This is a genomic window from Streptomyces sp. NPDC058637 (assembly GCF_042717325.1).
Lineage (GTDB): Bacteria > Actinomycetota > Actinomycetes > Streptomycetales > Streptomycetaceae > Streptomyces.
Map to the genome: position 1 here is coordinate 94,243 of NZ_JBHXRD010000025.1, position 14,276 is coordinate 108,518.

Below are 14,276 nucleotides of genomic sequence, written 5' to 3' on the forward strand. Positions count from 1 at the left end.
CCCGCGCTCTTCGTGCCCACCGGCCCGTCCCGCACCACCCGGCAGACAACGGCGTCTACCAACCCCTTAGGAGTACTCCCGTGGCCATCTCGGTCTTCGACCTCTTCTCGGTCGGCATCGGCCCGTCCAGCTCCCACACCGTCGGCCCGATGCGCGCGGCCCGCATGTTCGCCCGCCGCCTCAAGAACGAGGGCCTGCTGGCCCACACCACGTCGATACGGGCGGAGCTGTACGGCTCGCTCGGCGCGACCGGCCACGGCCACGGCACCCCCAAGGCGGTCCTGCTCGGTCTGGAGGGCGAGTCGCCCCGCACCGTCGACGTGGAGGGTGCCGACGCCCGTGTCGAGGTGATCCGCTCCACGGGGCGCATCAACCTCCTCGGCATGCACGAGATCCCCTTCGACGCCGACGAGCAGCTGGTCCTGCACCGCCGCAAGGCGCTGCCGTACCACGCCAACGGGATGACGGTCCTCGCGTACGACCACGAGGGCGCCACGCTCCTGGAGAAGACGTACTACTCGGTCGGCGGCGGCTTCGTCGTCGACGAGGACGCGGTGGCCGGCGAGAACCCGATCGTCCCGGACGACACCGTCCTCAGGCACCCCTTCCGCACCGGCGACGAGCTGCTGCGGCTCGCCCGTGAGACGGGTTTGTCCATCTCCTCCCTGATGCTGGAGAACGAGAAGGCCTGGCGCACCGAGGACGAGATCCGCACCGGCCTCCTGGAGATCTGGCGCGTCATGCAGGCCTGTGTCTCGCGCGGCATGTCCCGCGAGGGCATCCTGCCCGGCGGCCTGAAGGTCCGCCGCCGCGCCGCGAACTCGGCCCGTCAGCTGCGTGCCGAGGGCGATCCGCAGGCGCACGCGATGGAGTGGATCACCCTCTACGCGATGGCCGTCAACGAGGAGAACGCCGCGGGCGGCCGTGTCGTGACCGCCCCGACGAACGGCGCCGCGGGCATCATCCCGGCCGTCCTGCACTACTACATGAACTTCGCCGCCGGCGGCTGCACCGAGACGGAGAAGGACGACAGCGTCGTCCGCTTCCTGCTGGCCGCCGGAGCCATCGGCATGCTCTTCAAGGAGAACGCCTCGATCTCCGGCGCCGAGGTCGGCTGCCAGGGCGAGGTCGGCTCCGCCTGCTCCATGGCGGCGGGCGCCCTCGCCGAGGTCCTGGGCGGCTCCGCCGAGCAGGTGGAGAACGCGGCCGAGATCGGCATGGAGCACAACCTCGGCCTGACCTGCGACCCGGTGGGCGGCCTGGTCCAGATCCCCTGCATCGAGCGCAACGGCATGGCGGCCGTGAAGGCGGTCACGGCGGCCAGGATGGCGCTGCGCGGCGACGGCAGCCACAAGGTCTCCCTCGACAAGGTCATCAAGACCATGAAGGAGACGGGCGCGGACATGAGCGTCAAGTACAAGGAGACCGCGCGCGGCGGGCTCGCGGTGAACATCATCGAGTGCTAGGAAGACAGGCCCTGACCAGCGCGTCCGTACCTTTCGGCGCTGTCAGGCCTGCCCTGCTCACCTGGCGGAATGTCCCCGAAAGGTCCCTGGGACAGACGTGAAAGTCCCCGAAAAGTCCGCGGGACGTCCCCCGAGGGGCCTCGCTGGTCGCGGTTCGAGTCGGCCACGCAAGGTAGGGGGATCAGGCGAGGTCGATGTTCTCCGCCTGGGGGCCCTTCTGGCCCTGAGTGACGTCGAACGTCACGGCTTGGCCCTCCTGGAGCTCACGGAAGCCCGAGGAGTTGATCGCCGAGTAGTGGGCGAAGACGTCCGGGCCGCCAGCGTCCTGGGCGATGAAGCCGAAGCCCTTCTCCGCGTTGACCCACTTCACGGTTCCCGTAGCCATGTCTCGTGCCTTCCAGTCGGTGAACGCCTCCCACACGATGCGGAAGGCGGAGGTGATCGCCCTGGTTCCTGCGGCACAGCACGGTCCACCCCGACCGGCGCACTTCTCGGCCCGCCCTCCCGACGCCTGCCCACACCAGCGGTGCGCGGTGCGCGAAGTAGCCGTGGCCACCGGCCTGGCAGGCTCCATGAGCCGGCTGATGGCACCGAGAATGAGTCAGTACTCGTCAGCTGACCCGAAGAGCGACCGCCAGCGTCAGTTCGAGGACCCGGTGTGGCGATGCGAGATCCGGAAACAGCTCCCGCAGCTGCGTCATCCGGTACCGGACTGTCTGCGGATGGACGAACAACGCCGCCGCCACCTCATCCCGCCTGCCCTGGTGCAGCAGCCACGCCCGCAACGTCTCCTCCAGGCGTCGTGCGGTCGCGACAGGCAAGGTCCGCAGCGGTGCGAGGGCTCGGGCACGAAGGTCTGCGAACGCGTCCAGGTCGGCGCTCAGCATCAGCTCGGGCAGGTGGTCCTCGGTGTCGCGAATATCGGAGGAGAGGGAGCGCGCGCGTACGGCTCGTGCGTACGAGGCGGACGCACGAGTCCATGGTCGGGCCGGGCCGACCACGGCGGTGCGGTCGGTCAGCTGCCGCAAGAGGTGTGATCGGTCCGCATCGGGGACGAGCAGCACACCGGTGGCGTCCGGTAGATCGTCGAGGACGAGGGTGCTCGGGTCGAGCGCGCGGTAGGCAGGCCGGGCCTGGGCGGCGGGCAGCAGGACCGCGGTCAGCGAAACCGGGGGCTGCCACCCGGCCCGTTGAACAGAGGCCAGCAGCACGTCCGGGCTCGCGCCGGCGAGGAGGTCGCGGGCCAGGTGTTCCAGGTGGCGCTCGTGGGCCCTGCCCCGGGCGGCCAGTTCGTCGGCGTGGCCCGCGGCGCTCGCGGCGGAGAGCTCGTCGATGTACGCGAAGGTCAGCTCGGCGAACTTGGCGACCTCGGCGGCGGGCAGACCTGCGGGTACGGCACCCGCTGCCAGGCATCGCCAGGCCACGCGGGCGCCGACGCGGTACGCGCTGAGCAGGGCGTCCATCGAACGGCCGGAGCGCACCTCGCCGCGGCCCAGCTCGTAGGCCGCGTCACCGGCGTCGCCGCCTGTGGCGTTCCCGCTCGCGAGGTCCAGGTAGTGCCCCAGGGCGGTGCGGACGGCTCGGCGGATGGTGCCGCCCATACGGCCCGAAAGGGCGTTGGCGTAGGGAGGGACCTCGTCGATGATCGCCTGGACGACCTCGTCGGCGGTGGTCTTCAGCGCGGCCCGAAGTGCGGTGACCGTCGTCTCGTCCAGGGCCAGTTCGCTGGCCCTCCGGGTTGCATGGCTCACGTTTTGTTCCCTACGAACAATTCAGCCGACCAGATTCACATCCTACGGTCAGGACTTTACGCCTTGAGGCGCAGCAAGCTGGAGACATGACGAGTGCAGCCCTCCGCAGCAGGGCGTGGAAACTGCTGGAGATGGTCACGACGCCGCTGCTGCCGTCGGACTACCTCGACCTGGTCAGCCCGCTGCGTGCGGGCGCCGACTTGCGTGGGCGCATCGAGGCCGTGCACCCCGAGACGGGTGACGCCGCGACCATCGTGATCAGGCCGGGACGGGGCTGGCGCGGCCACACAGCCGGTCAGTACGTGCGGATCGGGGTCGACGTCGACGGGGTGCGCCTGTGGCGTGCCTACTCCATCACCTCGCCGACGAACCGCCAGGACGGCCGCCTCACGATCACCGTGAAGGCGATCCCGGACGGCAAGGTCAGCGGCCACCTGGTCCGCAGAGCGAAACCGGGCACCCTGATCCAGCTCGACCAGCCGACCGGTGACTTCGTGCTGCCGCAGGCCAAGCCCGCCAAGGTGCTCTACCTGACGGCCGGCAGCGGCATCACGCCCGTGATGGGCATGCTGCGCGACATCGAGTTCGACGACGTCGTCATGGTCCACTGCGCGCCACAGCCGCAAGACGTGATCTTCCGCAACGAACTGCACGACCTGGTCGCGGACAAGAAGCTGCGGCTCACCGAGGTGCACACCGACACAGACGGCATGCTCGACATCGCCCGTCTCGACGCACTCGTGCCCGACTGGGCCGAGCGCGAGACCTGGGCTTGCGGGCCCACGGGCCTGCTGGACGCCGCCGAAGAGCACTGGACCGGGCACGGTGTACAAGAGCGCCTGCACACCGAACGCTTCCGCCCCAGCGTCGTCGTCGCCGGCGCCGGCGGCGCGGTCACGTTCAGCGCCACCGGCAAGACCGTCGACGCGGACGGCGCCACGCCGTTGCTGGACATCGGCGAGGAGGCCGGCGTGCTCATGCCCTCCGGGTGCCGCATGGGCATCTGCTTCGGCTGCGTCACGCCGCTCAAGGCGGGCGCCGTCCGCGACCTGCGCACCGGCGAGATCACCGAGGCCGAGCCGGGCGTCCTCATCCAGACCTGTGTGTCCGCCGCGGCGGGCCCCTGCGACATCGAACGGTAGGAGCATCTTGACCGCCATCGACCCCACCGCCCACCTGACCGCGGAGCAGATCGAGGAGCTTGGCCGCGAACTGGACGCCATTCGCGACGAGGTGATCGCCGGCCGCGGCGAGAAAGACGCCGCCTACATCCGCAAGGTCATCTCGGCGCAGCGCAAGCTCGAGCTGGCCAGCAGGGGCGTGCTGCTGTTCTCGCTCTTCCCGCCCGCGTGGCTGATCGGCACCGCCGGGCTGTCCGTGGCGAAGATCATGGACAACATGGAGATCGGCCACAACGTCCTGCACGGCCAGTGGGACTGGATGCGAGACCCGAAGATCCACTCCACCACCTGGGAGTGGGATCACGTCTCGCCGTCCGAGCAGTGGAAGCACTCGCACAACGAGCTGCACCACACGTACACGAACGTGATCGGCAAGGACAACGACCTCGGCTACGGCATCATGCGCGTCGACGAGGACCAGAAGTGGCACCCGTTCCACCTCGGCCAGCCGCTGTGGAACTTCATCAACGCCTGCTTCTTCGAGTACGGCATCGCCGCCTACGACCTGGACCTCGGCAAGAACCTGAGCAAGCGCCGCCGCGAGGACCCGGAGTTCCGCGCGCAGGCCAAGGCCGTGGGCCGCAAGATCCGCAAGCAGGTGCTCAAGGACTACGTGATCCACCCGCTGCTGTCGGGCCCGTCGTTCCTCACCACGCTCGCCGCCACGTTCACCGCGAACCTGGTCCGCAACATCTGGTCCCACTCGGTGATCATGTGCGGGCACTTCCCCGAGGGCGTGCAGGTCTTCGAGCGCCGGTCGATCAAGGACGAGACGCGCGGCCAGTGGTACCTGCGCCAGATGATGGGCTCGGCGAACATCAGCGGCAGCACGGCCATGCACTTCATGACCGGCAACCTGTCACACCAGATCGAGCACCACCTGTTCCCGGACCTGCCGAGCAACCGGTACGCCGAGGTCGCGGTGAAGGTGCGCGCGCTGTTCGAGAAGTACGAGCTGGAGTACGTCACCGGCCCGCTGCCCAAGCAGGTGTTCTCCGCGTGGCACAAGGTCTTCCGGCTCTCGCTGCCGAACAAGAAGCCCAAGGCCAAGGCGCCGGACCGCGAGCAGGAGCTCGTCGCGGCCTGATTCCCGGTATGGGTTCAGGTCTTTCGGCCGTACCGGCGGCACCGCGGCTTCGGTGAGATCCGCCGCGGACGTGGACGGCCGCGACATGACGACACGGGACCCGGGCAGCCCGGTGCCCGGCTGCGCTGCCTGGACATGTGCCAGGAGCTCAGCACACAGCCCTCGGCGAGGTGTTGTCGTGCGCTGCCCTGCCGTGGTCGGGCCGGTAGCCGGGGCGCGTACGCGCGCTCGGTTTGCCGGCGGGCGGGCTGGGTGCAGGGCATGGACATGACGTGGACACTGCCGGAATCGGTGCTCGCCGCCCCCTGTGTCCGACCTGCGCTGCAGCCGGGGGGCGGGTGAGCCGAAGTGCGATGGATTCCGGGCCCTGTGCCCTGGTCTCCCGCGTGCTCTCCAGGCGCGGCAACGAGATACTTCCGGCGTTTCCGGAGATCGGGCCGGGGCCGCGCGGTTGCCGGACGCGACCGCGCTGGACGGCGAGCTGGCCGTACGGGACGCCGCGGGCCGCCTCGCGTCCGAGAGGCTGCGGAACCGGCTTGCCCGGCGCTGTGCCGGGCGCCCACCGCAATGGCCCCGGAAATGCCGACGGATATGGGCAGACCCGACCGTTCCGTGATCAGGTGGATCTTCGAGCCGTACTTGCCCCGGTCGACAGGATTCGGACCTGTCAGGTCCCCCTTTTCAGTGCCCGCACGTCCCCCGGGTCGATCGCGCACCGCGACCAGTCCAGCTCGCCGCGGACACCGAGTTCGTCGAGGACCAGGCGGTGGAGCTTGGCCCACACCCTGGCCTTCGACCACTCCGAGAACCGCCGGTGGGCGGTCGCTCCGGACGGGCCGAACAACGCTGAAGGCAGCTGCTGCCAGGTACGACCCGACGTGGCCACGAAGACGATCGCGGTCAGCGCTTCCCGGTCGCCGTGCCGACGCCGACCACCGCCCTGCGGCCGCGACGGCGCCTCAGGCACCACCCGGTGGAACAACGCCCACAACTCGTCCGGCACCAACCACTCGACGATCCCCACCATGACTCACAGACTTGACTCACAGACTTCCGAGTCACCCGAATGAGATGGCTTCCTATGCCGGGTCTTTGGCAGTCACCTGGCGTTTGGTGAACCGGTGCCACCAGTGGCGACGTCGGGGATGCACTGCGCGACCCATCCGGCGGCCGATCAGCAGGTAACCGATGAGGGCACCCGTGGTGTTGAGCAGTACATCATCGACGTCGAAGGCGCGCCCGGTAATGAGGGCGCCTTGGACGAGTTCGACGAGGACCATCACGAAAGCGGTGGCCGCCGCTACGCGGACCAGTCCTCGCGTTCGAGGTACCAGGACCGGCAGCAGCACACCGAACGGAATCCCCATCACGATATTGCCGCCGAGCTGCTTGACTGTGTCAGGGGCCATGGGATGCGCGAGATACGCACGGATGGAGTCACCAGGACGCAGGTTATTGTGCGTCAGCGACACGGATGCCGTCGAGGGTTCCAGAGTCAGCCGGGCCAGAACCACCGCGAATACGACCGTCCCCGCGAAGGCCAGCATCATGGCCAGCACCCGGCCGAGCGTAGACAGGGGAGGTTTTCCGGGAACCCGCTCCCCAGGATTCTCCGCGGTCTTCTTGTCACGCAGGACTATCCGCGCCATTACGAGCTCCCAGCCAGGGTTGGTTTGCTTGGACGTTCCGATACCCGAACTGTGGGGCGGAGCGCTTCGCGACGGTTCACGCAGGTACCGTGCCTGGGCCGCCGGCGTGTCCGTACAGGTCGGCTCGTCCAGGAGACGGTGGGCGAGCATGGGGCGCTACAGCTCGTCGTCGTCGGGTACCTCAGCGACCGTGGCGGACATTGACCACGGATGAGTTTTTGATTGTGTCATGGCCGGGTTCGCCGGCGCGACGCCCAGGTGGTTTTGGTCCTTTCCATCGGCGACCTCAGCCGGCGGCCAGCGAGTGGAGACGGGATCACGACCGACGGCCCGGGGCGGGCTCGCGGTGAACATCGTCGAGTGCTGAGGGCGAGAAGCGCCTGACCAGTGGGTTGGCGGGTTCGACCTGGTCAGTGCCCTCCCCGCCCACGGAGTCGGTCGGACTCCTGGTCACGGCCGCCGGGTCGCAGTGGCCTCACCCGAGGGCTTCCCGTCGCCTCCGCAGCCGTTCGGCGAGCTCACCTCGAAGTTGAGCTTTTTCCTCGGCTCGCGGGCGCAGTCGGCCCTGTTGCCGAGGAGCCGGACGGTACCTCGGCAGCCGGGTCCCGGACAGCTGGTGGTCCCTTCGGATGGCCGGCCGCTCCTCCGGTGAGACGGAGGATTCGGGGCGCTCGGTGTGGTTGCCCGGGGCGACCGGCCCCGCCCCAGGTGATGGGTGGTCGCGGTGTCCGCCGGCCGTGTGAGGGGCCATTCGTCCACGGACGCGTGCCGGCCATCCGTGCGGTTCGCCGTCCTGACGGTCAGAAGCTGTTCCGTTACCGCCCGGTCACCGTTGAGCTCGACCCGGCCCATATGGCGACACCGTTCCGACCGTCCGGTCGGTATTCCCCTTCAGGGTGAAGTCGACGCGTGACTCGTCCTTCATCACGGTCGGCACCCTCACACGGACCCTCACCCGACCGTCCCCGGGTCGGCCCCGGCCGGCCGCCGCGCACCGCGCCGCGCGGGTGGACGCACCGGGCGCGCGACGAGGTGCTGGGGCGAGGAGGTGGAAGCCTCTTCCGGGCGGCCTTCGAGGCCGTCCGTCCGCCGGGTACGGACGGGGGGGGAAAGACTGAACCCTCCGCCGGACGCGGCTTCCCCCGGGGGCCGTTGATTGTGATCAGGTCGAGTCCCGATATCGAGGACAGAGCACGGTCGATCGACGACGATCAGGTGCAGTAGCGGTCAAAAAGTGACCAGATCTTTCGAACTGCCGAAGCGGCAGTCATCATCCTCGGGGATCCCACGTGCGAGCGAAGCGAAGAATATGGGCCACGGCTGCCGTTGCGACGACGGCTGTGGCAGGTGTCCTGGTGTTCGAAGGGGTGACCGGTACGTCCGGTTCCCCCGGTGATCCGGACGCCAAGTCCACCCAGACCCGGGCCGATGTGCGCCGCACCGCGCTGAAGGTGTCGGAGGACGGGACCACGGCGTCCCTGCGGCAGCCGGATTCCCGGCCGTTCAGCATGCTCGGCGTCACCTGGACCGACCCGTCGGCCGAGGTGACGGGCACGGTGGAGGCGCGTACACGGTCGGCCGCGTCCGGCGACTGGTCGGCCTGGCTGCCCCTCGACACGGAGGTCGACGGCCGTACGGAGGCCGGGCGCTCCGGGGTACGGGGCAGCACCGAGCCCCGCTGGGTGGGGCCGTCGGACGGCGTGGAGGTCCGGGTGTCCGCGGGGAGCGGCACATCGGCAGGGCTGCCCGCGGGCCTGCGGCTGGACACCGTGGACCCGGGCCGGGCGTCCGGGGTCGAGCCGGCCGCGTACGCCCTCGACCCCTCCGACGAAACGACGGAGCCGGACCCGCCCGCCGACCCGTCCGCGGAACCCTCACCCGAGGTCAGCACCGAGCCCGCTCCCGGGACCACGGAGCCGACGCCCGAAGAGACCCCCGGCGTCCCGACGGAGGGGCCCCCGAGCACGGAGCCGAGCACGAGTGAGTCGTCGTCGGCCCCGCCGGAGTCGCCCTCCCCCACCGCCGAGCCCACCGCGACGCTGCCGCCGCCGCTGCCGTCCACCGTGCCGCAGCCGCCTGTCGTCAGCCGGGCCGGCTGGGGCGCTGACGAGTCACTCAACGACGAGTCGCCCGACTACATGGACAAGGTCAAGGCCGTCTTCGTCCATCACACCGCGCAGACCAACTCCTACTCCTGCGCCGACTCGGCGGCGATCGTGCGCGGACTGCACGCGTACCACGTCCAGTCCAACGGCTGGAAGGACCTCGGCTACAACTTCGTGGTCGACAAGTGCGGCACGGTCTTCGAGGGCCGCAAGGGCGGCGTGGACCGCGCGGTCCTGGGCGCGCACACCTACGGATTCAACCGGGAGACGGCGGGCATCGCCGTCATCGGTATGTACACCGACTCCTCGGCCGCGAGCGCCGCGACGACGGCGGTGGCCCGGGTCTCCGCGTGGAAGCTCGGCCAGTACGGCGGCGATCCGGCGGGCACGACCTCGCTGACCGCCGGAGCGGACGGGAACAACTTCGCCGGCAAGAAGTTCACCGCGGGCACGGCCTACCCGTTCAGCCAGATCTCCGGACACCGGGACGGCTTCAACACCCAGTGCCCCGGGGGCGCTCTTCAGGCCCAACTGCCCGCCATCCGCGGCCAGGCGGCGGGCCCTGTCACCGGACTGGCCGTCAAGTCCGTGACAGGCGCGGCACTTTCGGGCACCACCTATTACGCCAAGGCGGACATCACGGTCGGCTGGTCCGCGACCACGCCCGCCGCCCTCGTCACGAAGTACGAGCTGCTCGTCGACGGGAAGTCCGTCGCCTCCACCGCGGGCAGTGCCACGTCGGCCAAGACTGCGCTGACCGTGGGCAGCCACAAGGTGCGGGTCCGGGCCACCCACCAGTCGGGGAAGACGTCCCTGTCGGCGGAGGCGACCGTGGTCGCCGACCGGACCGCCCCGGCGTTCCCCACCAAGCCGGCCCTGTCGCTGCGCACCGGCACGGTGAACACGGCGGCCGTCCCGCTCACCCTGAAGTGGAAGGCGTCCGACGCCGTACTGCTCAGGGACGTGCGTCTGAGCGCACCGGTGGCCGCGACCTACGGCCCCACCACCACCAGCGCGTCGCACACCGCGAAGTCCGCCGTGGCGACGGCCTGGAGGATGACGGCGTACGACCGCGCGGGCAACAGCGCGGCCGCCTCGGTCACCGGGACGCCGGTCATCCTCCAGGAGTCCTCCGCGAAGAGGTCCGGCACCTGGACGACGAAGTCCTCGGCCAGTTACCTGGGCGGCAAGTCGTATGCGAGCGGCACCAAGAACGCCTCCCTGACCTGGACGTTCACCGGCCGCTCGGTCGCCTGGGTGGTGTCCCGGGCCTCGACGTCCGGGCAGGCGTACGTCTACCTGGACGGTACGAAGGTGGCGACGGTGGACCTGAAGTCCTCCACGACCAAGTACCGCCAGGCGATCTGGACGAAGTCCTGGTCGTCGGCCGCCAAGCACACGGTCAAGATCGTGGTTGTCGGCACGAAGGGGCGGCCCACCCTCACCACCGACGGCCTGGTCTACCTGAAGTAGCCGGACCGCCCCCGCCGCACCGGCGCACGCAGCGCCGGTGCGGTTCAGGCCTTGTTCTGCGAGGCCCAGAACTCGTCGAACGTGAGCTCGCCGTCACCGTTGCCGTCGTGGGTGTTGATGATCGCCTGAGCGACCGTCTCGGTGACGAACGGGTCGCCGAGCTGAGCCATCGCGCTCTTGTACTCGGACGCCGTTATCCGGCCGTCGCCGTTCTGGTCGAAGCGCTCGAATGCCTTGCGTGCCGACTCGATGTCCGCCACTGTTCCGCCCCTTCGTAAAGCACTGCTGACGGGGGTCAGATTATCCGGCACGGCCGGCGGCGGATCCTGCGGGCGTCCGGGTCGGCGGAAGACGCCGGTGCGACCGGGCGAGTGGCGGCGGGGCTGCGGGTGGACGGCCAGTCCGTGCGGCCCGCCGCCGACCGGGATCCTGGCCGGCAGCTTCCCACCGGCCGTGTCGATCGCGTAGACCTCGGCGTCGTAACGCCCGGACAGCCGGACCACCTTGCCGTCCGCCGAGACGCCGCCCATGTCGGGGCTGCCGCCACCGGGCAGGTGCCACTTCTTGGTCAACCTGTCCTTCGCGAGGTCGATCACGGAGACGGACCCCTCGTCCGGGTTGGGATGTACATCTCCTCGGAGTCCCGGCTGACGTGGACCCCGTGGCAGCCCCTGCCGGTGGGCAGCAGCTTCGGGCCGGTGAACGCCTTGCCGTCGAGCACCCACTTGCCGTGCGCCGTCATGTCGGCGCGGTCAGCAGCTCCGTGGCCGTCACCGCCCGCAGTTGGCGCCGGCTGATTTCGGTGAGGAGGAGGGGCAGTGCGGCGACGGAGTCCCGGTAGCCGAAGTGCAGGCTCACCACCGATCCGTTGCGGAGCTCGCCGGCGACCTTGCGGGTGACGGCGGCGACGCCCGGCGAGGTGAAGTCCAGGGAGTCGACGTCGTAGGACAGGACGTGCGGGTAGCCGGCCCGGCGGGCGAGGTCCTGCACGAGCGGGGTGGCGTACCGGGTGCGGGAGGGGCGGAACCAGGTGCCGATGGAGCCGGTGAGGCGCCGCAGCCGCTGGGCGCAGCCGTTGATCTCGGCGTACGCCCGTGCCTCGTCCATCGCGTTGATGTCGAGGTGGTTCTGGGTGTGGTTGCCGAGGTCGTGGCCGCCGTCGAGGATCCGGCGGGCCATGCAGGGGTGTTCGTCGAGCCAGCTGCCGACGGCCAGGACGGTGAGGCGGGCTCCGGCCCGTTCGGCTTCGGCGAGGACGGTGCGGGCGAGGACGGGGTCGCCCCGGCCGTGGAAGGTGAGGGCCACGCCTGGCCGGTCGCGGGGGCCGTGCTCGATCTGTACCGGGCGCCCGGGCAGGCGCCGGGGTACGGGGGCGGGGCGCGGGGCCGCGTGGGCCTGATGCGTGTTCCGGGCCTTCTGCGGGGTGTGGCCGACCTCGCCCGCCTGGCCGCAGCCCGCGGTGGCGGTGCCCGCGAGGAGTGCCCCGGCCGCGGCACGCAGGGTGCTGCGGCGGGGCACCGGTGTCCTGCGACCGTTCATGGGCCGTCCACCTCGCGGGTCGGTTCGGGGTGCGGAATTCCCCGAGACGCGAGACACAGTAGGGCGGAACGGACAGAACGGAAGGGAATGCGGTGCGTGACACTTTCACGGGTGGTCGATGAATCATCCCGCAGACCTCATAGGCATACAAAGAATGCCAGGCGAGTGAGCCATCACACCTGTGATTCCGAAGCGGAATCTAAATATTCATACCGTATTGACCGATTTGGGGCTTTGGCATCGAGGTCGCTCGTCTGCCATAGTCGATGGCACGACCTCCTCCGACCCGAGCCAGGTCCCACAAGCGGCCGTGGACACACCCCCCATTCCACGGCCCCCCACAGAAGCCCCCGAAGCGCCGCACCCCGGCCGACCGGGGGCTTCTGTGCGTCGCGCGGGGCCGCCTGTCGGGGCGGGGGGTCCGCTCAGCGGTCCGAGGTGCGCATTTCGAACCAGGTGGTCTTCCCGCGCGGTAAGAGGTCCACGCCCCACCGGTCGGACAGCTTGTCGACCAGGAAGAGCCCCCGGCCGCTGACGTCCATCTCCCGGACCGGCATCAGACACGGCAGCCCGCGCGAGGGGTCGCGCACCTCGATCCGGATCCAGCCGCGGCGGCGCAGCATCCGCAGTCCGAAGACCCGCGCACCGGTGTGCCGCACCGCGTTGCCGACGAGTTCGGAGACGAGGAGCACGCCGTACTCGGCGGTCTGCGGGGGCAGTGCCCACTGCCGCAGCATCACGCAGGAGGTGATCCGCCGGGCGGTGGCCGCGGACTCCGGACGCGAGGGCAGCCGGACTTCGGCCTCCGTCGGATTTCCGAACAACTCCAGCGCCTTGAACGCCTGTTCGTCCTCGACGGCCGACGTCCAGCGCGCCGCGGTCGCACCGGTACGTGGTCGCGGCTGTTCCACACCCTCAAGGCCCGCCATGCCCACCATCATGGCCGCAGGGAACGCTCCCTGTGACCGTTCCTGCCGAATCCCTCCCCCGGAACCAGTCATTCCGTGCCGGTCGTCAGGCATATGCCGTTGGCAGAATGTCACCCTCCGCAGCCGCTCCCATCTGCGGCGACGCCCGGCAGCCGGGCAATTGCACGGGCGAGGGGCGCGCCGGACCTTAAGGTTCTCTTAAGGTCCGGCTGATCCGCCCACACGGATGAACGCGCGGCGGCTCCGACCCAACTGGCGTACGGTCAGAGGAATTCGGCCTTGCCCGGACCCTCCTCCACGAAGCTGCGCATGCCGCGCTCCCGGTCCTCCGTGGCGAACAGGCCTGCGAACCAGTTCCGCTCGATCGTCAGCCCCGTGTCGATGTCCGTCTCCAGCCCCGCGTCCACGGACTCCTTCGCGGCCCGCAGCGCCAGCGCGGGTCCCCGGGCCAGCCGGGCGGCCCAGGCGCGCGCCTGCTCGTACACCTCGGCGGCGGGCACCACACGGTCCACCAGACCGATCGTCAGGGCCTCCTCGGCCTTCACGTGGCGGCCCGTGAAGATCAGGTCCTTGGCCTTGGACGGGCCGACCAGCCGGGCCAGGCGCTGGGTGCCGCCGGCTCCCGGGATCAGCCCGAGCAGAATTTCCGGCTGGCCGAACTTCGCGTTGTCCGCGGCGATCCGGAAGTCGGCGCAGAGCGCCAGTTCGCAGCCGCCGCCCAGGGCGTAGCCGGTGACGGCGGCGACCACGGGCTTGGGGATGCGCGCCACGGCGGTGAACGAGTCCTGCAGCGCCTTGGAGCGCACGACCATCGCCGTGTGGTCCATCGCCTGCATCTCCTTGATGTCCGCGCCCGCCGCGAACACCTTCTCGCCGCCGTAGAGGATCACGGCCCGTACGTCGTCGCGCCGGGTCGCCTCCTCGGCGAGCTCGCGCAGCCGGTCCTGGGTGGCCACGTCCAGGGCGTTCATCGGCGGGCGGTCCAGCCGGATCGTGCCGACGTTGTCGCTTACTTCGAGGGATACGGTCATGGGAGGCAGGTTAACCATGACTAACGGCGGCGGGCCCGGTGCCGTTGGTCACAGCACCGGGCCTG

11 protein-coding genes and 2 pseudogenes are annotated in these 14,276 nt (G+C 70.0%); 4 read left to right on the forward strand and 9 right to left on the reverse strand.

Going from position 1 to position 14,276, the window contains the following annotated elements; all coding sequences use genetic code 11:
* Positions 1-80 precede the first annotated feature (80 nt).
* Positions 81-1,466 carry an L-serine ammonia-lyase gene (locus ACFWVP_RS24445; RefSeq protein ID WP_384499689.1) on the forward strand — a complete coding sequence of 462 codons (1,386 nt, stop codon included), beginning with the start codon at positions 81-83 and terminating at the stop codon, positions 1,464-1,466.
* Between the two features lie 181 nt (positions 1,467-1,647).
* Here ACFWVP_RS24445 and ACFWVP_RS24450 read toward each other — a convergent pair whose 3' ends face one another.
* Positions 1,648-1,851: a cold-shock protein gene (locus tag ACFWVP_RS24450; protein WP_384499690.1), complete on the reverse strand. Its 204-nt coding sequence runs from the start codon at positions 1,849-1,851 to the stop codon at positions 1,648-1,650.
* A 226-nt stretch (positions 1,852-2,077) separates the two neighbouring features.
* On the reverse strand, positions 2,078-3,217 hold the full coding sequence (locus tag ACFWVP_RS24455) for a PucR family transcriptional regulator (RefSeq protein WP_384499691.1): 1,140 nt from the start codon (positions 3,215-3,217) through the stop codon (positions 2,078-2,080).
* Between the two features lie 86 nt (positions 3,218-3,303).
* Between ACFWVP_RS24455 and ACFWVP_RS24460 the strand changes: the two genes are divergently transcribed.
* Positions 3,304-4,359: a ferredoxin reductase gene (locus ACFWVP_RS24460; RefSeq protein ID WP_384499693.1), complete on the forward strand. Its 1,056-nt coding sequence runs from the start codon at positions 3,304-3,306 to the stop codon at positions 4,357-4,359.
* Between the two features lie 7 nt (positions 4,360-4,366).
* The gene (locus ACFWVP_RS24465) at positions 4,367-5,485 is read left to right on the forward strand and encodes a fatty acid desaturase family protein (RefSeq protein ID WP_384499695.1); all 1,119 of its coding nucleotides are present in this window, start codon (positions 4,367-4,369) and stop codon (positions 5,483-5,485) included.
* Between the two features lie 401 nt (positions 5,486-5,886).
* On the opposite strand, the pseudogene ACFWVP_RS24470 reads toward ACFWVP_RS24465, so the two are convergent.
* Positions 5,887-6,512 (reverse strand): annotated as a pseudogene (locus ACFWVP_RS24470) (transposase); the annotation flags it as partial.
* Positions 6,513-6,564: 52 nt separating this feature from the next.
* The gene (locus tag ACFWVP_RS24475) at positions 6,565-7,134 is read right to left on the reverse strand and encodes a VanZ family protein (RefSeq protein ID WP_384499696.1); all 570 of its coding nucleotides are present in this window, start codon (positions 7,132-7,134) and stop codon (positions 6,565-6,567) included.
* A 1,289-nt stretch (positions 7,135-8,423) separates the two neighbouring features.
* On the opposite strand from ACFWVP_RS24475, the gene ACFWVP_RS24480 reads away from it, so the two are divergent.
* The gene (locus ACFWVP_RS24480; RefSeq protein ID WP_384499697.1) at positions 8,424-10,712 is read left to right on the forward strand and encodes an N-acetylmuramoyl-L-alanine amidase; all 2,289 of its coding nucleotides are present in this window, start codon (positions 8,424-8,426) and stop codon (positions 10,710-10,712) included.
* A 44-nt stretch (positions 10,713-10,756) separates the two neighbouring features.
* Here the strand turns inward: ACFWVP_RS24480 and ACFWVP_RS24485 are convergent, their stop codons facing one another.
* The 5 genes and pseudogenes from ACFWVP_RS24485 to ACFWVP_RS24505 all read right to left on the reverse strand — a co-directional run bounded on the left by ACFWVP_RS24485 (position 10,757) and on the right by ACFWVP_RS24505 (position 14,211).
* Positions 10,757-10,972, reverse strand: a complete 216-nt coding sequence (locus ACFWVP_RS24485) for an EF-hand domain-containing protein (protein WP_384499708.1) — start codon at positions 10,970-10,972, stop codon at positions 10,757-10,759.
* Between the two features lie 84 nt (positions 10,973-11,056).
* Positions 11,057-11,460: pseudogene (locus ACFWVP_RS24490) on the reverse strand (YncE family protein); the annotation flags it as partial.
* Entirely contained in the window at positions 11,451-12,251 is an 801-nt protein-coding gene (locus ACFWVP_RS24495) for a polysaccharide deacetylase family protein (protein ID WP_384499699.1), read from the reverse strand. The gene ACFWVP_RS24495 and the pseudogene ACFWVP_RS24490, both read right to left, overlap by 10 nt.
* A 425-nt stretch (positions 12,252-12,676) precedes the next feature.
* Positions 12,677-13,192 carry an ATP-binding protein gene (locus tag ACFWVP_RS24500; RefSeq protein ID WP_384499700.1) on the reverse strand — a complete coding sequence of 172 codons (516 nt, stop codon included), beginning with the start codon at positions 13,190-13,192 and terminating at the stop codon, positions 12,677-12,679.
* Positions 13,193-13,443: 251 nt separating this feature from the next.
* The gene (locus ACFWVP_RS24505) at positions 13,444-14,211 is read right to left on the reverse strand and encodes an enoyl-CoA hydratase/isomerase family protein (RefSeq protein WP_384499701.1); all 768 of its coding nucleotides are present in this window, start codon (positions 14,209-14,211) and stop codon (positions 13,444-13,446) included.
* Positions 14,212-14,276 lie beyond the last annotated feature (65 nt).